23 protein-coding genes are annotated in these 24,164 nt (G+C 43.7%); all 23 read right to left on the bottom strand.

The genetic code is table 11. From position 1 onward, the window contains the following. Window positions 1–172: 172 nt before the first annotated feature. The 23 genes from CHL1_RS05420 to CHL1_RS05310 all read right to left on the bottom strand — a co-directional run bounded on the left by CHL1_RS05420 (window position 173) and on the right by CHL1_RS05310 (window position 24,063). On the bottom strand, window positions 173–2,152 hold the full coding sequence (locus tag CHL1_RS05420) for a sodium-translocating pyrophosphatase (protein WP_070370160.1): 1,980 nt from the start codon (window positions 2,150–2,152) through the stop codon (window positions 173–175). Window positions 2,153–2,201: 49 nt separating this feature from the next. Further along, complete coding sequence (secG, locus tag CHL1_RS05415) at window positions 2,202–2,432, bottom strand: preprotein translocase subunit SecG (RefSeq protein ID WP_070370159.1); 231 nt, start codon at window positions 2,430–2,432, stop codon at window positions 2,202–2,204. 125 nt (window positions 2,433–2,557) lie between these two features. Further along, window positions 2,558–4,093, bottom strand: a complete 1,536-nt coding sequence (gpmI, locus tag CHL1_RS05410; RefSeq protein WP_250935129.1) for a 2,3-bisphosphoglycerate-independent phosphoglycerate mutase — start codon at window positions 4,091–4,093, stop codon at window positions 2,558–2,560. A gap of 223 nt (window positions 4,094–4,316) precedes the next feature. Continuing rightward, window positions 4,317–5,054 (bottom strand): triose-phosphate isomerase, encoded by a 738-nt coding sequence (gene tpiA, locus CHL1_RS05405; protein WP_148637531.1) that lies wholly within the window; start codon window positions 5,052–5,054, stop codon window positions 4,317–4,319. Between the two features lie 282 nt (window positions 5,055–5,336). Beyond that, window positions 5,337–6,527: a phosphoglycerate kinase gene (locus CHL1_RS05400; protein WP_070370156.1), complete on the bottom strand. Its 1,191-nt coding sequence runs from the start codon at window positions 6,525–6,527 to the stop codon at window positions 5,337–5,339. A gap of 122 nt (window positions 6,528–6,649) precedes the next feature. Next, entirely contained in the window at window positions 6,650–7,654 is a 1,005-nt protein-coding gene (gap, locus tag CHL1_RS05395) for a type I glyceraldehyde-3-phosphate dehydrogenase (protein WP_250935127.1), read from the bottom strand. A gap of 55 nt (window positions 7,655–7,709) precedes the next feature. Continuing rightward, a complete protein-coding gene (locus tag CHL1_RS05390) occupies window positions 7,710–8,273 on the bottom strand; it encodes a sugar-binding transcriptional regulator (protein ID WP_250935126.1) in 564 nt (187 codons plus the stop codon). A gap of 52 nt (window positions 8,274–8,325) precedes the next feature. After that, window positions 8,326–8,772 carry a sugar-binding domain-containing protein gene (locus tag CHL1_RS05385; protein ID WP_250935125.1) on the bottom strand — a complete coding sequence of 149 codons (447 nt, stop codon included), beginning with the start codon at window positions 8,770–8,772 and terminating at the stop codon, window positions 8,326–8,328. A gap of 186 nt (window positions 8,773–8,958) precedes the next feature. Next, the gene (rpoN, locus tag CHL1_RS05380) at window positions 8,959–10,410 is read right to left on the bottom strand and encodes an RNA polymerase factor sigma-54 (RefSeq protein WP_228882237.1); all 1,452 of its coding nucleotides are present in this window, start codon (window positions 10,408–10,410) and stop codon (window positions 8,959–8,961) included. A gap of 73 nt (window positions 10,411–10,483) precedes the next feature. Next, window positions 10,484–11,398 (bottom strand): thioredoxin-disulfide reductase, encoded by a 915-nt coding sequence (gene trxB, locus CHL1_RS05375; RefSeq protein WP_250935123.1) that lies wholly within the window; start codon window positions 11,396–11,398, stop codon window positions 10,484–10,486. Window positions 11,399–11,433: 35 nt separating this feature from the next. Beyond that, window positions 11,434–11,784, bottom strand: coding sequence for a hypothetical protein (locus CHL1_RS05370; protein ID WP_250935122.1), 351 nt, complete (start codon window positions 11,782–11,784; stop codon window positions 11,434–11,436). 96 nt (window positions 11,785–11,880) lie between these two features. Continuing rightward, window positions 11,881–13,185, bottom strand: a complete 1,305-nt coding sequence (gene fliI / locus CHL1_RS05365; RefSeq protein ID WP_070370151.1) for a flagellar protein export ATPase FliI — start codon at window positions 13,183–13,185, stop codon at window positions 11,881–11,883. A gap of 12 nt (window positions 13,186–13,197) precedes the next feature. After that, window positions 13,198–13,980 carry a FliH/SctL family protein gene (locus tag CHL1_RS05360; protein ID WP_250935120.1) on the bottom strand — a complete coding sequence of 261 codons (783 nt, stop codon included), beginning with the start codon at window positions 13,978–13,980 and terminating at the stop codon, window positions 13,198–13,200. Next, window positions 13,973–14,977 (bottom strand): flagellar motor switch protein FliG, encoded by a 1,005-nt coding sequence (gene fliG / locus CHL1_RS05355; RefSeq protein ID WP_148637525.1) that lies wholly within the window; start codon window positions 14,975–14,977, stop codon window positions 13,973–13,975. The genes CHL1_RS05360 and fliG overlap by 8 nt, the downstream gene beginning before the upstream one ends. 29 nt (window positions 14,978–15,006) lie before the next feature. Next, window positions 15,007–16,602 (bottom strand): flagellar basal-body MS-ring/collar protein FliF, encoded by a 1,596-nt coding sequence (fliF, locus tag CHL1_RS05350; RefSeq protein WP_250935118.1) that lies wholly within the window; start codon window positions 16,600–16,602, stop codon window positions 15,007–15,009. 144 nt (window positions 16,603–16,746) lie between these two features. Further along, complete coding sequence (gene fliE / locus CHL1_RS05345) at window positions 16,747–17,070, bottom strand: flagellar hook-basal body complex protein FliE (protein WP_084633485.1); 324 nt, start codon at window positions 17,068–17,070, stop codon at window positions 16,747–16,749. A 12-nt stretch (window positions 17,071–17,082) separates the two neighbouring features. Beyond that, window positions 17,083–17,520: a flagellar basal body rod protein FlgC gene (gene flgC / locus CHL1_RS05340; RefSeq protein WP_228882249.1), complete on the bottom strand. Its 438-nt coding sequence runs from the start codon at window positions 17,518–17,520 to the stop codon at window positions 17,083–17,085. A gap of 2 nt (window positions 17,521–17,522) precedes the next feature. Then, window positions 17,523–17,924 (bottom strand): flagellar basal body rod protein FlgB, encoded by a 402-nt coding sequence (gene flgB / locus CHL1_RS05335; protein WP_250935116.1) that lies wholly within the window; start codon window positions 17,922–17,924, stop codon window positions 17,523–17,525. A 357-nt stretch (window positions 17,925–18,281) separates the two neighbouring features. Further along, window positions 18,282–18,677, bottom strand: a complete 396-nt coding sequence (locus tag CHL1_RS05330) for a flagellar protein FliT (protein WP_250935115.1) — start codon at window positions 18,675–18,677, stop codon at window positions 18,282–18,284. A gap of 1 nt (window position 18,678) precedes the next feature. Next, window positions 18,679–19,071, bottom strand: a complete 393-nt coding sequence (gene fliS, locus CHL1_RS05325; protein WP_250935106.1) for a flagellar export chaperone FliS — start codon at window positions 19,069–19,071, stop codon at window positions 18,679–18,681. A gap of 22 nt (window positions 19,072–19,093) precedes the next feature. Continuing rightward, window positions 19,094–20,992 carry a flagellar filament capping protein FliD gene (fliD, locus tag CHL1_RS05320; protein WP_250935104.1) on the bottom strand — a complete coding sequence of 633 codons (1,899 nt, stop codon included), beginning with the start codon at window positions 20,990–20,992 and terminating at the stop codon, window positions 19,094–19,096. A 93-nt stretch (window positions 20,993–21,085) separates the two neighbouring features. Continuing rightward, window positions 21,086–21,898, bottom strand: coding sequence for a CheR family methyltransferase (locus CHL1_RS05315; RefSeq protein WP_250935102.1), 813 nt, complete (start codon window positions 21,896–21,898; stop codon window positions 21,086–21,088). A gap of 32 nt (window positions 21,899–21,930) precedes the next feature. After that, window positions 21,931–24,063, bottom strand: a complete 2,133-nt coding sequence (locus CHL1_RS05310; RefSeq protein WP_250935100.1) for a chemotaxis protein CheA — start codon at window positions 24,061–24,063, stop codon at window positions 21,931–21,933. Window positions 24,064–24,164: the final 101 nt, after the last annotated feature.

Raw genomic sequence — 24,164 nt, 5'->3', positions numbered from 1 at the left:
CAATCTATTTATGTATTTCAGATTACATTTTTTTGTTTTGCTCAGCTTTATTTAAGTTTATTTCTATTACTGCATACCCAATTATTTTACCCTTAACCTCAGCCCCAACCCAAAAAGAACCTGAATGCCGTCTGGCATTCAGGTTCTTTTTTTACGGAAAGATTATTTTTTATTAGATTAGGAATAATGGAGCAAATACTAATGATACGATGGTCATCAATTTGATTAAGATATTGATCGATGGTCCTGAAGTATCTTTAAACGGATCACCTACGGTATCGCCAACAACAGCGGCTTTATGAGCATCACTGCCTTTTCCACCATGAGCGCCGCCTTCGATGAATTTCTTGGCATTATCCCAAGCGCCACCGGCATTCGCCATAAAGATAGCCATTAATACCCCGGTAACCAATGCACCGGCTAATAAACCGCCTAAAGCGTCCGCACCCAGGATCAGACCCATTGCCAAAGGAGCAGCCACTGCCATTAAACCTGGTACGATCATTTGTTTTAAGGCTGCAGCAGTTGAAATATCAACGCATCTGGCATAATCCGGTTTTTCAGTACCAGCCATAATGCCCGGGAATTCCCGGAACTGACGACGCACTTCTTCGATCATTTCGTTGGCAGCAGAACCAACCGCTTCCATGGTTAAGGCTGAGAACAAAAATGGCAGCATCCCACCGATAAACATCCCGATGATAACATTGGGGTTTAAGATATCAATGCTCTCTAAACCAACGGTTTGAGCATAGGATGCAAACAGCGCCAAGGCTGTCAGAGCAGCTGAACCAATGGCAAAACCTTTACCGATGGCGGCAGTCGTGTTACCAACGGCATCAAGTTTGTCGGTGATCTGTCGCACTTCTTTAGGCATTTCGGCCATTTCGGCAATCCCACCGGCATTATCGGCAATGGGGCCATACGCATCAACAGCAATGGTCATGCCGCAAGTAGAAAGCATTCCGACTGCTGCTAACGCAATCCCAAACAGACCTGCAGCAGTATAAGCAACGAAAATACCAACGGCCATCGCTAAGATCGGGAACATGGTGGATTTCATCCCCACTGACAGACCACTGATAATGGTAGTAGCTGGACCGGTTTCTGATTGCTGGGCAATGTGTTGTACCGGTTTATAATGATCCGAAGTATAATACTCAGTTAATTTACCTATAACAATCCCGACCACTAAGCCAGCAACGATCGCAATAAATGATTTGTCATACTCAGTTCCTTGTGTAAAATAATTCGACAGGAAGTAAGACGCAATCACCACCAGAATCCCACTGACATAGGTTCCCATGTCCAGGGCACGCTGCGGGTTCGAACCTTCTTTACCGCGAACAAAGAAAGAACCAATAATTGAAGCAAAAATACCAACGGCGGCTAACAGCATTGGGAATAAGATCCCATCATAACCATCAAGTGCTAACGCACCTAAAGTGATGGCCGAGATAATTGAACCGACATATGATTCAAATAAATCTGATCCCATCCCAGCGACGTCACCAACGTTGTCACCGACGTTATCAGCGATAACTGCCGGGTTACGCGGGTCATCTTCCGGAATACCAGCTTCAACCTTACCAACTAGATCCGCACCAACGTCAGCTGCTTTGGTATAGATACCACCGCCAACACGACCGAATAATGCAATTGAAGAAGCACCCAGACCAAAACCGGTTACAATAGTAACATCGCCAAATAGTAAGTAGAGTGCACTAACACCCAGAAGGCCCAGACCAACTACACACATACCCATAACCGCACCACCGGAAAAAGCCACTGAAAGGGCTTTATTCATCCCGCTGGTTTTAGCAGCATTGGCAGTTCTGACATTGGCTTTAGTGGCTACCTGCATTCCGAAGAATCCGGCCAGGATTGAAAAAATAGCCCCAACCAGGAAACAGACTGCAGTCATAATCCCCAAACCAGGTGTAACGGTTAAAATAATAAATAAGACAGCGATAAAAATTGCGATCATTTTATATTCACGTTTTAAAAATGCCATCGCACCTTCGTGGATATAACCAGCGATCTCTTTCATTCTGTCTGTACCGGCGTCAACTGCAGTTACGCGTTTTGCAAAAATAAGCGCAACAAGCAACGCCACGACTCCAATGGCTGGAGCCAGAAACAATAATTCCATTCTCAATTTCCCCCTGTAAGTTTTTGCATCCCTCTAATTCAGATGCCTGTTATGATACGATTGAATAAACGAATGCCGACAACATGAATAAAACACCTGAGATTTTGGTTGCTTTTTCTAAAACACCCTCAAATCCCTTGGCTTTTTTCTTTCCAAATAAGGTCTCAGCACCACCTGCGATGGCTCCTGACATCCCGGCTGTTTTTCCTGGCGACAACAGTATTGCTGCAATCAGAACCAAGCTGGAAATCAGTAAAACGACCAGTAAAGCTTCTTTCATTAGTATCACCTCCGTAAATAATCGTGCACGTTATAATATCATAACCAAAAAACATTTTCAATCATAAAAAAAGTCCCAATCGAGACTTTTCCTATGTAAACGGTCACAGTTTTTGCATTTTTGCTTTATTTTTCCTTAATCAGGGTTTCTCCGGTCATTTGGGCCGGTTTAGCCAGCCCCATCAGATCCAGTAGCGTCGGGGCCACATCTGCCAGACGACCGTCGTCTCGCAAGGCAACATCGCCATCACCCAGTAGAATACACTTAACCTGGTTGGAGGTATGGGCCGTAAACGGCATGTGGGTTTCGTAGTCGATCATTTTTTCGGCATTGCCGTGATCGGCAGTGACGATCACCTTCCCCCCTTTTGCCAGAATCGCATCGATGACTTTTTTGGCACAGGCATCCACCACTTCCACTGCCTTTTCGGTAGCTTCAAAAATGCCAGTATGTCCGACCATGTCGGCATTGGCAAAGTTAAGAATCATCAACTGATACTTCTCGCTTTCAACGGCCGCTACAGCTTTATCGGCTACCTCATAGGCACTCATCTCCGGCTGCAGATCATAGGTGGCTACGTGCGGGGACGGTACCAGAATCCGGTCTTCCAGCGGATATTGTTTTTCCAGACCGCCATTGAAGAAATAGGTGACATGGGCGTATTTTTCGGTTTCGGCAATACGCAGTTGGGAAATACCCAGATTACTGAGATATTCGCCGAGGGTATTGTCAATCGTCACCGGTTTATAAGCAATTGCGACATTTTCAAAAGACTTATCGTATTGGGTCATAGTCACATAATAAAGCCCCAGATAGCCGGTTTTACGCTCAAATTCCTTAAACTCCGGATCGATGAAAGCCCGGGTCAATTCTCTGGCCCGGTCAGGGCGGAAATTAAAGAAGATGATGGTATCATTGCCTTTAATGGTTTTATCTTCGGCCGTGTCAATAATCGTCGGCAGCACAAACTCGTCAGTTATCTTGGCAGCATAGGTTTCTTCCATGACTTGGACGGCTGAGGCGGCATGGTTGCCAGTACCCACGGTCATGGCATCATAGGCTTTTTCGACCCGATCCCAGCGATTGTCCCGATCCATGGCATAGTAACGACCCATGATGGTGGCAATTTTGCCGACTCCCAATTCAGCCATCTTGGCTTCCAATGACTTGACATGGCCCAGGCCACTGTCAGGAGCCGTATCCCGGCCATCCATCAGACAGTGAACATAAACCCGATCTAATCCCTGTTTTTTGGCCAGATTCAATAAGGCGTAGAGATGACATTCATGACTGTGCACCCCACCATCAGACAACAGACCCATCAGGTGTAGGGCACCCCCCTTTTGTTTGGCCGATTTAATCCCAGCCAGAAACGCTTCATTGGTAAAAAAATCGCCATCTTCGATGGACTTGGTAATCCGAGTCAATTCCTGATACACGATCCGGCCAGCACCCAGGTTTAAATGACCGACTTCAGAATTACCCATCTGACCTTCGGGCAGACCAACGCCAAGGCCACTGGCAGTGATGAGGGTATGCGGGCAGTCCCGGGAGATGGTGTCAAGAAACGGAGTTTGGGCCTGTTCAACAGCATTGCCCTCGGTACATCTGGTAAAACCGTAGCCATCCAGAATAATCAGGGCCGTTAAATTTTTATTCATATGATCACACCTTTCGGTTGAAATAGTTTATCTCCATAAAAAACTGACATCAAAGCGATCATTGTTCACTTCCGTTCGTTTGAAATTTCATCGACGTTTCGGGCGATCAATGATCGCCCCTACGAAATAATGCATGACGTTTGAGTATCAGTTAGGCATCGCAATAAATTTTTAGTTAGTCGAGGCGATTAGTAATCGCCCGCACCACGCAATTGATTTAAAACTAAAACTTCACAATCTCCGAGAAAGTCGGTTTAAGGGAGGCACCGCCAACCAGAGCGCCGTCGATGTTGTCCATGGCCATCAGGTCTTTGATGTTTTCGGGATTAACGGAACCGCCGTACTGAATCCGGACTTTTTGGGCAGCGTCTTCGCCAAACATTTTGGCAATCGTCTTTCGAACCCATCCGCAGGCTTCGTTAGCTTCTTCCTTGCTGGCTGTTTTACCGGTGCCGATGGCCCAGATTGGTTCATAGGCAACTACCACCTTGGTGATGTCATCAATGCCTTTTAGTCCTTCTTCCATCTGACCGACCACCTTGGCTTCCGCTTTGCCGCTCTCCCGTTCTTCCAGGGTTTCACCACAGCAGACAATTGGGGTAATCCCCAGGCTCAGAGCTTTAATGGCTTTTTTATTAACGGTTTCGTCCGTTTCGTTAAAATATTCCCGCCGTTCTGAGTGGCCGATGAGGACATATTTAACGCCGATGGCCTTTAGCATCTCACCAGAAACTTCCCCCGTATAAGCACCACTTTTTTCAAAGTGCATGTTTTGAGCGCCAATGCCAACGTTGGAATCCTTCGCCATTTCTACAGCTTTTTGCAGACCCAGATAGGTGGGACAAAAAACCACCTCCGCTTCAGCCCCGGCCACCAATGGCAACAGGGTATTCATCAATTTTTCGGTTTCGAAACTATCATTATTCATTTTCCAGTTTCCGGCAATAATTGGTTTTCGCATCGTTTTCTCCTTAGATTTGATTATTTAAGCTGTAATTTAAAGAATCGAACAAATATTGCTTTGATGTCGGTTTCGCAACCAGAAGAAATCGCTATGCGAGTTTCTTCTGGTTCACAGGCAGTCGCCAACTACAAGCCAGCTTATGATTGGCTCATTGCCTTCGTGAAAACAATTTAGTAACGTGTAGGCGAACAGGCGATAGACTGTTCGCCGTACAGTGTAGAAATTGTTTCGCGCAAACCGGCAGCGAAGCTCACGACAGTTTATTAATTACCTATTTGATTATTTATCCTGTAAGATTTCAATTCCGGGCAGTTTTTTACCTTCCAGGAATTCCAGTGAAGCACCACCCCCGGTAGAAATATGGCTCATGCCCTCTTCATAGCCAAGGATTTTTACTGCTGCTGCGGAATCACCACCGCCGATAATGGTAATCGCATCAGAATCAGACATCGCTTTGGCAACAGCTTCGGTTCCTTTGGCAAAAGCCGCCATTTCAAATACCCCCATGGGGCCGTTCCAGATCACAGTTTTAGCGCCCAGAATTGCTTTTGTAAAGCTAGCCGCCGTTACCGGGCCAATATCCAGTCCCATCGAACCGGCCGGGATGGCATTGATATCCACTACCACAAAAGGCGCATCAGCCGCAAAGGCTTCAGCTGCGACCACATCCACCGGCAGTAACAGGTTGACGCCTTTGGCTTTGGCTTTTGCCACCAACTCGTTTGCCAGCTCCAACTTATCTTCTTCCAGCAGCGACTTGCCAATTTCATAGCCTTGAGCTTTCAGGAAGGTAAAGGCCATGCCGCCACCAATAATCAGGGTATCAACCTTTTCCAGCAGATTGTTAATGACTCCGATTTTGTCAGAAACCTTTGACCCACCAAGAATCGCCACAAAGGGCCGTTCCGGGTTTTCCAGAGCTTTTCCCATAAAATCCAGTTCTTTCTGAATCAGAAAACCCGAAACGCCCGGTAAAAACTCTGCGATCCCAACTGTTGAAGCATGCGCCCGGTGAGCCGTTCCGAAGGCATCATTGACAAAGACATCCCCCAGGTCGGCCAGTTCTTTAGAGAAGCCCTGATCGTTCTTCTCTTCTTCTGCTCGGAAACGGGTATTTTGCAGCAATAACACCTCACCGGGTTTCAGTCCCGCTGCGGCGGCAACCGTTACCGAACCGGTTACTGCGCCGTCATCATTGAAGATAACCGGTTTTTTTAGTAATTCCGACAGTTTCTTAGCAACCGGTTCCAACGAATATTTAGGATTTGGCTGATTTTTGGGGCGACCCATGTGAGACATTAAAATCAATGAAGCACCCTGTTCCAAAATATAATTAATCGTAGGTAAGGCGGCAGTGATCCGGGTTTCATCAGTGATGATGCCGTTTTCATCCAATGGCACATTGAAGTCCGCCCGCATTAATACTTTTTTTCCTTTTAAATCGATATCAGATACGGTTTTTTTACTCATCTTTTTATCCTCTCGGTTTCTCATTTGCTTTATAAACAATTTCAGAAGCAGTTGCAATGGTTTTGCAAAAGCTTCTGAAAAGTTTTTTGAATGATATTTGTTTTTATACTCAGTTCAGCTGATTAAAATTTTGTGGCAACATATTCTGCCAAACGGATTAACTGGGCAGTATAGGACATTTCATTATCGTACCAGGCAATGATCTTAACCTGTTGTTTTCCACCTTCGACATTCATAACCCGGGTTAAGGTTGCATCAAAAAGGGAACCATAAGACATTCCGATAATATCCGTCGAAACCACTTGTTCTTCGTTGTAACCCATGGTTTCATTGGCGGCAGCCTTGACAGCGGCGTTAATTTCATCAGCGGTCACGTCTTTTTCCAGTACACAGGTCAGGTCAACCAGCGAGCCAGTGATGACTGGTACCCGTAATGCAAATCCATCCAGTTTGCCGTTTAAGGCTGGTAATACCTTGCCAACTGCGGCTGCAGCTCCAGTGGAAGTGGGAACGATATTTTGCGCAGCGGTACGGCCACGTCGTAAATCTTTATGTGGTGCATCCAGGGTTGCCTGGTCATTGGTATAGGCATGAACAGTGGTCATTAAACCGCTAACTAAACCAAAACTGTCATTTAATACCTTGGCTACCGGTGCTAAACAGTTGGTGGTACAGGAAGCCCCACTGATTACTGTTTCGGTACCATCGAGAATATTTTCATTAACATTGAAAACAATGGTTTTAACATCGCCTTTGGCTGGTGCAGAAATAATGACTTTTTTAGCGCCAGCTTTGATGTGTTTGCCAGCTCCATCTTTATCGGTGAAGAAGCCAGTTGATTCGATGACAACATCGACACCAATGGTGCCCCATGGTAAGTTTTGAGGATCTCTTTCAGCAAAGATTTTGATGGCTTTTCCATCAACCACCATGGTATCATCTTTTACTTCGATGGCATCCTGCTTGAATTTTCCCTGGGCGCTATCATATTTTAATAGGTACGCTAAGGTTTTTGCGTCGGTTAAATCATTGATAGCCACAACATCAAACGCCGGGTTATCTGCCATTAATCGGAATGCTAAACGACCAATTCTTCCAAAACCATTAATTGCTACTTTTACAGACATTTTATCTGCCTCCTTAAAATAATGTTTACTGAATATATACTCAGTCAGACACCCGCTATTTTGTGTCTGACATGGTTTGCAATTTTCTTAAAATCTCTCTGGCTGCGCTTTCATCCGTGATCAGAACCATGTTTTCCCGAATCCGACTGACTGCAATAATCGCCTCGGCCTTGGTGACCCCACCGGCTACCGCAATGGCATGGGGTATTTTTTTAAAATTATCGGTGCCAATGCCAATGGTGCTGGATGGCGAAATAACCTGACCGTTAATGTCAAAGTAGTGACCAAAAGCTTCAGCTACAGCACCCTGTTCCAGAATTTTTCGTTTTTCTGCTGTTGACAAATTTCGCCAGTCAGCCAGAACATCTGCCCGTCCCAAACCAAAGATAAAAATATCAATGTTATCCATCTTATTGAATACCCTTTTTATTTCCGGATAATCTTTTAATGCTTCCAGTAATCGCTGGTCGATGTTATCCGGCAAATGAAGCAGCTCGTAATTGGAATGTAATTTGAGGCCCATTTCAGCCACCACATTATTTGCCTGGGTGGAGTGGCTTTTTCCGATCCCACCCCGAGCTGGGATGACATATACATCAGGATAAAAGGCTTCCCGCATTTCATCAGCTACCGCCGCTGTACAGCTACCGCCGGTTAATGCCAGGGTGTCTTTATAACTTCATCACCGATAACACATATTTTGCCCCGGACCGTCCCATAAATCGCAACACTTCATAGTTCATATCCATATCGCCGGGACAAATAATCACCCGTTTGAGATGGAGTCGATCCATTAGTTCCTTTTCCAGCTGTTCCAGACCATTATAGGTATAAAGCAGGCACTTCAGCTGGATCAAGGCTTCGTTGCCAGCATCAGTGATGACAACACCCTGTCGTTCCACCGAAACCAGCTTCTGGGTTTGGAAAAAATCGATCTCATTACGAACCTGACGCTCACTCATATCCAGAACAAATGCAAGATTTCTCCGTCCGATGGGCTGCTCACTGCTAATGGTTGACAAAATATTGTAACGCATTTCAATGAGACGATTCACTTCCGGAGCGACCAACTGTTGAAGTTCAATGACTTCCTTACTGATTTTTAATTGATTTGACACAGAATCACCCTTCTTTCGGATACATGCTCACTTTTGTCCCACTGGGACAAAATCATTATACCCCATTTTAAATTTAAAAACAAGTTAAAAAAAACCAAAAACTAAAAAGATAATCCCAAACCCAATTTTACGAAAACTGCAGGCATTTGTTAGTGATTTATCGGTAATTAGTTTTTGGTCATCAATCTACCGGTATTCTTTTCGTTTGGAGGACGGCGGGATCAAAAGTGCTTCCCGATATTTGGCAACGGTTCGCCTGGCCACATCCAGATTTTTAGCCTGTAGTAATTCTGATATTCGCTGATCACTCAGGGGTTTTTTCTTATCTTCCTGATCAATCAGCTCTTGAATCAATCGTTTGATTGCATCGGAGGATCGGTCTTCCTCGCCCTGTGAGTATCCCCGTTTAAAGAAAAACTTAAGCGCATAGGTGCCTTTCGGTGTTTGAATATACTTTCCGCGAATTGCCCGACTGACTGTCGACTCATGAACTTCAATGGTTTCAGCGATTGTCTTAAGGGTCAGTGGCCTTAAATCACCCACCCCTTCAAAGAAAAATCCCCGCTGGGATTCGGCGATGGCGGTAATCACTTTTTTTATCGTATCCCGCCGCTGTTCAATGCTTTTAATTAAAAAAGCCGCACTATCGAGCTTTTTTTCCAGATAAAGCTTGGTTTCATCATTTTTATCCGAATTTTTAAGGAGTCCTTTATAATAATTATTGATTCGCAATCGGGGCGCCGACACATCATTGACCTTCACCACCAACTCATCATTGACAATTTCGATGCTCCCATCGGGAATGACGTACGAGACCCGCTCCGAACAGGAGAACTCCCGGCCGGGCTTTGGTTCCAGGGTTTTGATCACTTCTTTGAATTCATAGACATCCTCAATTGTTAAGCCAGTCTCCTGAGCAATCCGCTTAAATTGGTTATCAGCCAGATCAATTAAATGGTTTTTGACAATGTCCATGAACACTTCATCATCATCATACCCCATTTGACGCAATTGAATCAGCAAACACTCTTTTATGTCCCGACATCCCACCCCACTGGGATCAAATCCTTGAATAACGGCAATCATTTTTGAGATTGGCTCTTCAGCAACTTCCAGAATGTTTTTTACATAGTCCAGGTCGATGAGCAGGTAACCGTTATCATCGATGCAGTCAATCAAATACTCACCGATCCGTTTTTCTTCTTCACTAAAGTCCTTTTCCTGCATGGTAAATTGAAAATGCAGATATTCGTTAAGGGTTTTTTCCTGGGACGTAAATTTTTCAAAACCGTATTCATCATCATTGTCAGCAATCGGCTGAAGCTGACCCCGGTAATCAGCATTTTCCATACTATGAAAATACTCATCCCACTGGATTTCCTCCTTGGGCGGCGGCTCTGGATTTGGTTCTTCTTTAACCAAATCGCCTTTTAGTGGTCCGCCATCCTCGTTAATTGGTACCACTTCTTTAATGGACACTTCATTAAATTCCAATACCGGGTTCTCCATGATTTCGGTTTCGATCAAACCATTGAGTTCCATAGCTGTCAGCTGCAAAATCTCGATGGACTGACGCATCTCCTGGGTCATAATCAGTTTTTGGGTTTGGGTAATATTTAAATCAAATTTGATATTCATTTCTACACCTGATTACACTTTATTTCTAAAATCAAAAAAGACTAACTTTCGTTAGTCCTAATCATATCACAGTTTACTTGCGTTCTTCAATGTATTTGATCACATTTACAGCGGCAATGGCCCCATCAGCCGTAGCGGTAACCACTTGTCGCAGCGATTTTCGGCGAATGTCACCGGCGGCAAAGATGCCCGGAATGTTGGTATGCATTTCATCATCAGCAATCAGGTAGTCCCGGGCATCCCGTTCCAGCTGGCCCACAAACGCCTCTGAATTTGGCTTTTGACCAACAAAAACGAAAACGCCGTCAATGGGTACGTCAGAGCACTCACCGGAGACCACATTTTTAACGATAATGCTTTCAACCTGTCCGTTGCCTTTGATTTCCTCCACGACGCAGCTGAGCATCATCGATATTTTTTCATTCTCTCTAATCCGCTGCTGCAAAATTTTAGCACCCCGAAGCTCATTCCGGCGATGAATAATAATAATTTCACTGGCAAATTTTGTCAGGTATAAGGCTTCTTCCAGAGCTGTATCGCCCCCGATAACTGCTATCTTTAAGCCCTTAAAAAAATTAGCATCACAGGTGGCACAATAGGAGACCCCCATCCCGCGGAGTTCCCGTTCTCCTTTGCAGCCAATCAGCTTGGGTTCTGCTCCGGTTGCCATGATGATGGTCTGGGTTTCCAGATTACCGGCATCGGTTTTTACAATAAACCCCGAGACTGTTTGCTCAAAGCGGAGATAGGTTCGGGTGGCAAACTCCACCCCGAATTCTTCACACTGCTGGCGCATCCGCTCAGTCAGACCGGGGCCAGTACTGTCCGGGGGAGAGCCCGGATAATTTTCAATTTCCCAGCTGGTGGCAATCTGTCCGCCAATGCCACCCTTTTCAATAATCAGAACCTTTAGTGCCCCCCGGGCAGCGTAGATCCCAGCTGCTAAACCGGCTGGTCCGGCGCCCACGATGATTGTATCATATTGCATCTTTACACCTCTTCATCTTTATGTTGCCCCGATAATCAGGGTTCTTCATTCATAATTTTACTGGTGGTGATAAATTCTTCCATCTGTTTTTCGTTCTCTTTGACGATTTCTTTTTTATACTCATCATATCGATTTTCTTTAACGATCTCAAGTGATCGGGTTTCCAGTTTCAAGTTCTTTACCACTTCAATCTGAACATCAATTTTTTCGGTAATTTCATCAATTCTTTTCTCAACAATTTGAATCTGTTCTTTGAGGAAGGACATGTAGTGAAGATAAACCTGACAAGCTGTGGCGGTAATCGATGCGGCCATATCCCGTTCATAATTTTTTCCTGCTTTTCTCCAACTGATCTTCCAGATCCAGTTGTTTATCCATCTCTTCACTTAATTGTCTGGTCAACCCACCCAATATCATCATTTCGTTTTCTAGATTTTGATCTTTGTAGGAAAGCAACTTTCCTAAATGGAATTGAAATTTTTTCATAAGACGGCCTTCTTCATGGCTTCAATGCTGTCATCATAGAAACACTTTTCATCAACTTTTTGTTGTAGAAACTTATTAATGCCACCAATTTTCTTAATGGCAATGTCAAGCGACGGATTGGTTCCACTTTTATAGGCACCAATGCTGACCAGATCGTAGTTGGTATCATACACCGACATCATATTCCGCATGGAAGACGCTGCTTCCATCTGATCTTTACTAACGATGTTGGACATCAACCGGCTGACGCTGTTGAGCACGTCGATGGCCGGATAGTGATTTCTGGCGGCAATCTTACGGGAGAGGACGATGTGCCCATCTATAATCCCCCGGACAGTATCAGCTACCGGTTCGTTCATATCATCACCTTCAACCAATACGGTATAAATACCGGTGATCGAGCCAGTTTCAAAATTCCCGCTGCGCTCCAGAAGTTTTGGCATCATCGCATAGATGGACGGCGTATAACCCCGGGCTACCGGCGGTTCTCCGGTGGCCAGACCGATTTCCCGCTGCGCCATCGCAAAACGGGTCAGCGAATCCATCATCAGCAAAACATCATTACCCTGATCCTTAAAGTACTCGGCAATGGTCGTGGCTGTCAGGGCACATTTCATTCGCTGCATCGGTGGCTGATCCGAGGTCGCCACCACGATCACTGACCGTTCCAGACCGGCCTGACCCAGATCATTTTCCAGAAACTGCCGAACCTCCCGGCCTCGCTCGCCTACCAGGGCGATGACATTGACCTGGGCTTTAACGTTACGGGCAATCATTCCCATCAGGGTACTTTTACCGACGCCGCTACCGGCAAAAATTCCCATTCTCTGCCCCTTACCAATCGTTAATAGACCATCGATCGCCTTCACCCCAAATTCCAGGATATCGTCGATACATGGTCGTGAAAAGGGATTTGCACCAGTGCTGTTAATATCATAGGGCATCGTATCGTCAATGGGGCCACCCCCATCGATGGGTTCCCCCATGGCATTGACAACCCGACCAATCATACTATCTGACACACCAATCTTCAGGGACGATCCGGTCGGTTCCACAATATTTCCAAAACTGATTCCTTCTGGTTCTTCATAGGGCATCAGCAATACTTTATTGCCGCGAAACCCGACCACCTCCGCTAAAATATAGCGGTCGGCATTCTGATCGAAGATTTTACATAAATCACCAATGCTGCACTCCGGGCCCACCGATTCAATCATCATTCCCACAACTTTTTCAATTTTGCCAAAATAATGATAGGTTTCTGCCCGTTGAATGGCTTTGCAAATCTCAGATTTATTCATTTTTGCCTCCAGTTACGAACTCTGTTCGATGGCTTTCTCCAATTGCTCTAATTGTACCGGCAGACTCATATCAATGACCGAATCATTGGTTTCCACCATGATCTTATCCTCATCCTTTAGGATGATCACTTTAGACTTTTTAGCCAGCTTCTTTAATTTTTCTGACATTTCTTTGTTTATATGGAGATCAAGGGTTTTCTGGTTTTCCGATAAATAGATTTTTAAATCCTCTTCATCACCATGAATCACCTCATCAAAGAATTTTAAAAACAGATCCCGGTCTTCCTGAACCTGATGTTTCATAATTTTTTTGGCGATTTCAAAAGCGATATCCAGCAACTCCTGTTCCTGATTGGCTAACGCCTGCTGTCTTTCATTGCTGATCACTTCCAGCAACTGATTGATCTCCTGGAGCTTGTTGTCAATTTCGGTGGCGGCCTGGGTCATGCCTTCGTGAAGCCCTTCTTTTAAGCCAGTCTGAAAGCCCTCCTGGCTACCATCCCGAAAGCCTTCTTCATGCCCTGTTGCATAGCCCTGGGAAAACCCTTCCTGATAACCGGTTTCCTGCGATTTTTCCTTAATCTCCTGGCTAGCCCGAATGGCTTCTTTCATCAGTTCATTGGCGGCGTGCATGGCTTCGACACTGTCATCATGGTCAATTTTACTTTCAGCGGTTTCGGGGTTTAAAACCGGTTGACCTTCGCTACTCTTTTCTGCTTCCGGTTGAACTGTCATTGGTATCACCACTGGGGTAGTTGTTTGAGATACCCATTTCGCTTTTACAATACTAGACAATGATCTCGTCCTTTCCACCCTTCGATGTTACGATTTCGCCTTCTTCTTCCAGTCGTCTGATCACCGAAACGATCTTCTGTTGGGCTTCTTCCACGTCGCGAACCCGTACATTATGGAGGAATTCCATTTCACTCTTGACGGTTTCACCCATTCGCTGGGACATGTTGGCAAAAATTACATCTGCAACTCCCTTATTCGCCCCCTTAAGAGCAACGGACATTTCTTTGGTGTCGACTTCCTGCAGGAAGCGTTGAATCGACATTGAATCGAGAATGACAATATCTTCGAATACAAACATCCGCTTTCTGATTTCTTCAGACAGTTTGGCATCATTTTTACTGAGTTCATCAAAGATGTATTTTTCTGTACCACGATCAATATTGTTCATAATTTCAGCAATATAGTTGATACCGCCAACTTCCAGTAAATCGAAGGACACCACTGATTCAAATTTACGCTCAAGAATGGTTTCAACCTGTCTGATAATTTCCGGTGAGGTTCGATCCATCCGGGCAATCCGCTCCACCACTTCAACCCGAATACTCTTGGGCAGCTCAGAGATAATCGCCGAGGCCTGATCCGCCCGGGCATAGGATAACACTAACGCAATGGTTTGGGGATGCTCATTCATGATCATATTCATCAGGTTTTTATAGTCAGCCTTGCGGATAAACTCAAAGGCCTTGGTACGCAGGGTTTTGGTCACCCGCTCTAACAGAGCACTCCCCTGCTGAACACCAAAAGCCTTTTCCAGTACATTTCGGGCATAGTTTATCCCGCCTTCAATATAGACCTTCTGGGCGACACAAAGACCATAAAACTCGTCAATAACCTGATCTGCCACCTCTGGCGGAACACTTTCCTGCCGGGTAATCTCATAGGTTAGGATTTCTATTTCATCTTCCTGTAAGTGTTTATAAATGCTGGAAGCAATATCGGCTCCCAGGGAAATAACCACCTGGGCTGCTTTTTGTCTTGGTGTTAGGGTAACGTCCATATTTGTCAACATCCTTCATTTATATGAATCTATTCGCTTTCATTCTTCAGCCACGATTTAAACAACTGCGCCGCAATTTCTGGATTTGTGGTGGCAAATTCTTTGATTTTTTCTTTTTTATCATCTTTAAGCGGATGGATTGGCTCAATTGGTTCCGTTTTGTCCGCTGCCAGCGCTCCAAATAAATCATCTGTTTCGGTATCTTCACCGGTCGCAAAGGCATCTTCGATGTCTTTGCCTCGTTTGCCCCGTTTCTTTTTCTTTTCTTTGCCGTCGCCCTTTTTCTTTTTGCCTCTGGTCAGCACAAACAACAGCACCAGTAACAGCAGCAATACCCCAGCGCCAATTCCACCAAATACCAGTAATCGCTCGGTGGTGAGAAGCGGTTCTTCGACGGGTTCTTCTTCAGCCTGGACAAATTCAAAGTTCCGCACGGTAACGCTTTGCGGGGTTACCCCAGCAGCAAAGGCCACCAGTTGCACCAGATTCTCCCGGGCTACCGGAGTCATTGCCGGATCGTTGATGGCAATCCCAATCGACACGGTTTCGATGGCCGGATCCAATTTTTCGGTTTGAGTAATTTCCTGACTTACCGAATAGGTGGTATTTTCATTGATCCCCGTAACAACACCACCGTTGGTCAGAGCATTCTGAGCGTAGGTGGTGACATCGGTATTCCCGGTAGTTCCGGCAACACCGCCAACCGTCCCATCTTCGTTGGCAATCGCCATACTCGATGATTCCTGGTTGATCACCCCAGAATTATTGCCATCCGGTGAGGGAGTGTAGACAGTCGCCTCCTGCTTAACGGCGTCGGTATTAAGGGTCGCCGTTACGGATACCTTAAACTGGGAAGGATCATAGGGGCCATCCAAAACGTTATTGACTTTTTGGGTCAGATCATTTTCAATTGCTTTGGTCAGCTTCATCTTGGACTCGCCACCATTGGAAGCTGTCAAACTATTAGTCAAATCATTGCCTTCACCATCGGTAAGGGCAATATTATCCTTTGTCAACCCAGCTACTGATTTAGCCACCAGGTTCTGGATTCCTGCGATCTGCTCTTTTGTCAGGGTTGCTCCGGTTTCTAAATGAATAATAACTGATGCGGTGGTTGCTTCGGTTTCCTGTAAATAAAAAACATTTTCCACTGGTACCGAAATCGTGACAATGGCATCTTTAACTCCGTCCAGGGTTTTAATACTGGCACCAATCCGCTCCTGAAGCTGCATGTTTTCGTATTGCTTACGCTCATAGTCGGTGGACAGCATACTGCTGTTGTCTTGAATGACGTAGTAACTCAATCCGTCTTTGGGATAGCCCGCCGTGGCCAGCTCCATACGAACCTGAGCCTCGTCTTCTTTTGGCACCATGATATTGCCACTGGCATCCAGCTTGACATCCGCCTCCATCTCTGTCAGGGCGGCCATAATCTCAGTTGTTTCGGCCTGAGTCAGGTCTTCAAAAAGCGGCACGTACTCCTTGTAATTGAGCAGCGCAGTCAGTCCGATGGACGCCAATAAGACCAGCACAACCCCGCCAATCAACAAAATCTTGACTTTCTTGGATGTTCCGGTCCATAGGTTTTTAATTTTCTCTAAGTAGCCCTTAATCTTCTCATTCATCGTCTTTATTTATCCATCCAAAATAGTTTATGTCAATCCCGATTATTAAATCCGTGCATACAAAGAGGGGATACTGAACATCAAATAAAATTCTCCGATCGGCATCCTCCACCAGGTTTAAACGGTATTTCTTCAAGTTCAAATTTACAAGCCGGTATTCATAACTGTCTGGTATGCTTCCAAAACCTTATTACGGAGTTGAACCATGGTTTGCAGGGCTACATCCGCCTTTGCGGTGTTAATCATCATGGTGTGCATATCATCCATGTTACCAATGGAAAGATTGTAAGCATCAACCTTGGTGACGGCTTCAGTTTCTTCCACATTGTTAATTACATCATTTAAAATATTCTGAAAATCGCCAGCTACTCCGGTTTCTGAGGCTGTAGTTGTACTTGCAGCAGGGTTACCAGTAACCGAACCAATACCAGTTGTGCCCATAATTGAGGTCATTGGAACTATAAACATATTCTTCTCCTTTTATCGGCCAATTTCCAAGGCCTTTAAAACAATTGACTTGGTCGCATTAAAGGCCGTCACATTGGCTTCATAAGCTCGACTGGCGCCCATGGCATCCGTCATTTCCTGGGCGGTATTCACATTGGGATACATAACGTAGCCCTGGGCATTAGCATCGGGATGGGTGGGATCATAAACCGGTACCAAGGCTGATTCGTCTTCGATAACAGCCTCAACCTGAACGCCATCTTTTTGAACCACTCCAGTTGCTGTTTTTAAGGCATCCTGAAAGGTTCCGGTACTGACACTGCTCAGTACGGTCATTTTTCGACGATATGGCCCACCACCTTCCGTTCTAGTCACCTGGGCGTTGGCAATATTCTGAGAAATAATATCCAGCCGATATTTTTGCGCCGTCATTCCTGATCCAGAAATATTAAAAGTACTTAAGAAACTCATTGTTATTTTCCTCCGTTAACCGCATATTTTAACCGGGAATAGGAGTCCGAGAAACCCCGAACCAGATAATAATACTGCAACACCGACTTGGACATATCAATATTTTCTGATTCCAGATCGACGTTGTTCTCATCCAGACGACTGGAGGTCGCACCCTCATAGACGCTGATTTTCGAATTTTCGATGGACTCAATGCTTTCCATCTTGTCGAGAAAAGCGGTGGAACTTCCAGTGGTCTTTAGCTTATTTATCTCAGTCTTTAATGAATCCTCAAAGTTGACTTTTACCGCTTTATATCCCGGTGTTTCAGAGTTGGCAATGTTGTTGCTGGTAGCCTTTTGTCTTTGCCAGGTGCCATCCAGAGCTTTTTGATATAAGGCAGAGGTTATTGAATCACCAATCATCATGGCCTCCTTTTGTGCCGGTTTAATCACCAGCAATATTTTAAAACTATTTTGCTAACTATTAATTTAATAACTATTATCTTTTGCATTGGTAACTGTTTCGCAAATAACAATACTATCGTACAGTAACATAATACCATAATTTACTGGAAACGACAAATAGAAATATACCCTAGCTTAGTTGTAATTAAGTTAGGTGTGCTCATGCCAATCAATTACGATAATTATTGTAAAGTTCCTTGAAAATACTAGAAATAAATATCATAATATTGTCATTCTGATAGTGTAACTCTATTATATTCTGTCACACAAAAAAAGCAACCGCAGTTGCTTTTTTTACAAGACGTTAACTTCAATTTATTTTTTGGCATCCAGAAAGGTACCATAGCTTGGAGTCAAACTGATTTCGTAGTCGGCCACTTTTTGATTTTGTTGGTTTTTTTTCAAATCCTGTAAGGTTTTTTGCTGTTCTGATTTGATCAGCTGGATACAGTTTTGATCCATATCTGTAATCAGTTTGATCAAACTGTCAATCTGCCCTTTTTCTTCAATTGTACAGATCTGATTTCCCTTAAGCCCTGTAAACTGATCTTCCATACTCTTTAATCGGAGGAGCAACTGATCCCGTTCTTCCAGGATTGTCGCCAGATTTTCCCAATCTTCAATACTACTGAGAATTTCTTCACCTTTGGTTACGTATTCTTTCAGAATAAGAATTTTTTCCTGGCATAATTCATGTGAATTAGCATTCATTTTAAAGTCCCCGGGATTTTGCAGGGTTACTGATTTTTTCTGCTTCCTTAAATGAGTCTTTCAAATCAATAATTAGACCCAACAAACTTTGCAATAACTGAATATCCCGACTGACGTTGGCTTCCCCTAATTTAGCAAAAATAAAATTGTACATCTCATTAAGTTCAATTGAAATGGGGTATTGCATATCCAACGAAAGATTTAATGAACTGATAACCTTTTGTGCTTTTGCAATACAATTGTAGGCTTTTGCGAAACTATCCTTCTCAATTAGAATGATGCCCATTTTTACCTGTTTTTCCGCTTCTTCGAAAAGCTTAATGACCACTTCTCCTTTTGACAAAGATTCAATGGCATAGCGTTTTGATTCCTGATAAGCATTGGCATATTGCATTACGTTCTCCCCCTTTCTGAGCTTATGAACTTGATCCAAATGAAGAAATCATTGAACTTTGAGTGTTTAATTGCTGCATTGCTGTTTCTAATGCTGAAAACTTATTCCAATAATACGTTTCTTCCGTTTTTAACTTCGTTTTCAAGCTGGTGATACTCTTATTCGTTTTGGTGATTGATTCTGTAATACTATTTTCAGTATTTGATAGAGTTGATTCATAACCAGCCAGTTCGATTAAAGAACCACGTGATCCTTTAACTCCTGACGTTTTTGCTGCACCATCAATAATAGAATTCAATTGATTAGCCAATCCAGTTGTTTCTTTTGTAAAAAGCTCTTTAATATCAGAGCCCTTTGTTTTTAACGCAGTATCGAGCTTTTCTTCGTCTATTTTTAATTTTCCATTTTCTGCATACCCTGCAGAACTGATTCCAATGTTAAATAGGGTGATCCCCCCGCTTACAGCCGATCCGTACATCATGGACTGCATTTTTGAGGTAATTCCTTTTAAAACACTGTCCCCCTGCAATAGTCCAACCTTAGCCTTGGTTTCCCATGTCTCAATTTCTTTCTCAGACATTTCTTCCTTCTGTGCATCAGTTAATGGTGCATAATCTGAATCAGCATTCTCTTTTATCAGGCCGTTCATCATTGTAATCATGTTGTTGTAATCGGAAACAAAACTCTTTATAGTATCTTTTAGTGTCGTTGTATTCTCACTCATTGAGATTGTCAATTTTTCGTTGGTAGCCGTTGTTTCTAAAAGCTGGATTTTAACCCCGTTGACTTCAATTGAATTGGAAGTCCGGACAATGGACTGTCCATTAACTTCCAGTATTGCATTTTTCCCAGCAACTGTATCCATATCCACATCTTCTGTCCCCGCCAAGCCAAATGCGTTCATTAATGTACCCGCCGTCTCTTTGACAACAATATTGTCCCCGGCACCACTTTCCTTGGCAGTTAATGAAAATTTGTCAGTAATGGTAGAATAAGACATCGTAACACCAGCATCACTGGCATTGACTTTGCTGATAACGCTTGAAAGTGTGTCTGTGGTTTTAAAAGAAAAATTCTTGCCATTGATCGAGAATTTATACTCCCCATCTACAGCATTCGTACTTTTTAGCAGCGGGAGATCCGCCAGTGTTTTACTTGTATTTAAGCGATCCGTCTGACCATCGGTAAACCCTAATTTGGTTAGTGTGGCAGTATCAGAATTAAGTGCACTGACTGTTAGTTGGGCTCCTGATGAAGTAAATCCAATTTTCCCATCCGAAAAAGAGACATCAACAACCGGCACTCCGGCACTCTTTTCGCCAAATGCTGTGGTAATCTTATTTTGAAGTGCTACCTCCAAACCATCTGTTCCAACACTGTTTTTAAAAGCCTGATCCAGTGTAATCGTCCGAACTGTTCCATCCATTTTTAACAAAAAAGACTTGCTGGTTGTTCCAGAAATACCATCCAAGAGGGACGAATCATATGCAGTGCCACCAGTTAGTGTTTTTGATGCCCCTGAAACACCTGTTATTGTCTGACTTGTCGCTAACTGAGTAACATTCGAAATTTCAATACTTCCGGTCGTTGCGGCACTGGTTGCAGAAACTGAAATCTTTGTTGAAGCTGTTGAGGCTTTTACTGTATTGTATAGCGATGCACTCCTAAAATTAGTTGCCGATAATACGTCCAGATATTTGCTTTGGAACTCTTTCAAGGCTTTGGAAACATTTCGGTAAGCCGTTTGCTTCCATTCCAATCTTTGAACACTCTGTTGTTTTTGGGTAATTTTTGATCGGCTGGTACTTGTCAGACTTTCCACCAACGAATCGGTATCCAGGCCCGAAACCAGGCCAGCCATTCCGGTTTTTGCTGACAACGATGATAATGCACTTGTTGAAGAATTAACTGAAGTTGCCATTTCTATCCCTCCAAACTTAAATTTAAATCTATTTTTCCAAGATTGCTTTTTTATTATTCACTATCTACAATATCGGCCCGCATCAAAAAAACTTTAGCCTTCTTTTTGATAAATAGATGGCTTAACATATTTAAAGCTATGCTCCACCGAGGCCAGTGATTCGCTTTGTCCGATAAAAAAGTAACCTCCTGGGAGCAGGGCATCATAGAATTTTTGCACCACACTGTTCTTGGTCGGCTTGTCAAAATAAATCATCACATTCCGGCAGAAAATGGCATGAAATGGTTTTTTAAACTGGAATCGGGATAATAAATTGAAGTTCCGATAGGCCACGCCTTTGCGGATTGGCTCGGTTACAGACAGATATTCTTCATCATAATCTTTAAAATACTTCCGTTTCCATTCCATGGGAATCTTGGACAGCTCTTCTTTTGAATATACCCCGGATTTGGCTGTCATTAAAACCCGATCCGAAATGTCCGAAGCCAGAATGGTACTGTCCCAAGAATTAAGTTTATTACCCAGATAATCATGGGTAATCATGGCCAGGGTATACGGCTCCTGCCCCGAGGAACAACCAGCGCTCCAGACCCGCAGGTCCCTGGTTTTGGTTGTTTCATCCACCCAAGGAAGCACCTGTTGTTTGTAGAAATCAAAATGTTCACTTTCCCGTAAAAAATAGGTATGATTAGTTGTCAGCTTATTTATGAGCACACTGATTTCATCATTCTTTTTATCGGTTTTTACATACTCAAAATAATCCATATAGTTGTCATAACCCAATTGGGAAACATAATGACTCAAACGGCCTTCAATCAGGTGTCGCTTTTTCCGTAAATCGACCCCATAATTCGAATGCACATAGGTTGTGATGGCCTGAAATTCGTCTTCCTTAAGTTTTATCATTTTCTTTACCTCGTGTTTTTATTGAACGCTTCTCAATAATGGTCTAAAATCGCCGGGATATCAACAATCAGGCTGATACTCCCATTTCCCAGAATCGTACAGCCGGCAATCCCCGAGTTTTTAATTGAATAATGGTTTAAATATTTAGGGATCGGCTTAACGACAATCTGATGTTTCTTGATCAGATCATCCATAAACAAACAGGCAAAGGTGTCGCCTGAATCCACTAACATCAGGATCCCATCTTCAATGTGGGTTTCGCATTTTTTATCCTCGAAAATATCATGGAGACGAATCAGCGGGTAGCATACCCCCCGGATCATGACCATTTCATTATTATCCGGGTCTTTAATCAGTTGGTTAGCAGTAATTTTAAAGGTTTCCCGAATATTGCTGATGGGGATTTCATAAATATCCTCCCCTACCAGAACCTCCATGCCGGAAATAATTGATAAGGTCAAGGGAATTTTCAGGAAGATATTGGTGCCGGAACCTTTCTCACTTTCGATGGAAATAGAGCCCCCAACCTTTTCAATATTCTTCTTAACCACATCCATCCCAACCCCACGACCAGAGAACTCCGTCACGGTCTCTTTGGTAGAGAAGCCGGGCGCCATGATCAGATTGAGAATTTCTTTTTCAGAATACTCTTCTTCGGGTTTAACCAGCAGCTTTTTCTCTTTAGCTTTTTCCAGAATCCCGGCCGGATCCAGCCCCTTGCCGTCATCACTAACCGAAATAATAATATCGCCCCCCACATTCTGGGCCGATAGAATAACCTTGCCCACTGGGTTCTTACCGACGGCAATTCGCTCTGCCGCACTTTCAAGACCGTGATCCATGGCATTTCGAACCAGATGCATCAGTGGATCGGCAATACCATCGATGATGGTTTTGTCAACCTCGGTGCTTTCACCCATGGTAATAAATTCCACTTCTTTTTTTAACTTCTTGCCCACATCCCGGACAATTCGCTGCATTTTTTTAAAGGTGCCCGAAATGGGAATCATCCGAATGGACATAACGATATCCTGAAGCTCATCGGTGAGTTTCTGCAATTGGGTGGAAGCTTTTTCAAAGCTTTCATCCCGCTTGCCTTCCATACCGACACTGCCAAAAACCATCGATTCAGTAATAACAATCTCCCCGATCAGATTCATCAGGGTATCAAGCTTATTCAGATCAACACTGATCAGATTCTGGACATTATTTTTTTGTTTATTGGCATCAACCACCTTTTCAGGTGTCTTTTTCCCAGTCTCAACAACTTCCGGTTTTGCTTCAATTTCTGGTTCGATAATTTCTTCCTGGGCACAATCCAAAAATTCGATACTTTTAACTGATAAAATACTCAGGGCAATATTTTCAATGGTTTCCTTATCGGCCGTGGTTTCAACATGACAAAAGAAGCCGTTCTTGAGAATAATGCCAGCAGCCTCAGGATTATTATTGAGTTGCTCTGGAACTGTTTTTGAGACCTTGCCAATGGATTCCAGTTTGTTAACCAGCATAAAGGCCCGGATATTTTCCATCTGTGAGTCTTCATTAAAGCGGGTATGAATACAGTAAACATGGGGCTTGTCGTCGCTTGAAAGGCTCACTTCATGATCCGTATCTGCATCGTTTCGGGTCTCATCAAAATTCACATCGCCAAACAAATCATCTTCCATAGCCGCTGCCAATGTGATTGATTCATCATCTGATTGGTTTTCCATCGCTTGCGCCTGGGCTTGTTCAGGGGTTTCCGTCACCAAGCCTTTAATTCGATTTAAAAAGGCATCTGTTTCACCGGTTAGTTCTTCGTTTTCATCCAGCAGGGTCTCGTTGTTCTTGATCTTTTCAACTTCTCCCTTTAAGAAGGTGGAGAAATTAAGTACCAGATCCATCAAATCCCCAAAGTCCTCCGGTTTGATGCCGTTTTCCCGGATAACGAAAAACAGATCCTCCAACTTATGGGCAGAATGCGCCAGCATGTCAAATTCCATCATGGCTGAAGACCCTTTGATGGTATGCATAATCCGGAAGATTTCATTAATGTCATCCGGTGTCAGTTCCGCATTGTCCTCAGATTGAAGTAATATTTCCTCTAATTGATCAAGCAGGGTTTCCGATTCAAAAATATACATCTCTAAAATGGAATCATTTCCAGAATCATAATTACTCATTTTGTCCATCCTTTATATACACGAAATTTTTGGCTTATTTTATTATATCGGGTTTTTAAGCTAAATGCACTTTATTTTTTTGATCGCTATTAATATACCCC

Origin of the sequence: Acetobacterium wieringae, assembly GCF_023700225.1 — a bacterium.
Taxonomy (GTDB): Bacteria; Bacillota; Clostridia; order Eubacteriales; family Eubacteriaceae; genus Acetobacterium; species Acetobacterium wieringae.
The sequence above is the reverse complement of the archived record's forward strand: the minus strand, read 5'-3'. Positions and strand labels throughout refer to the sequence as shown.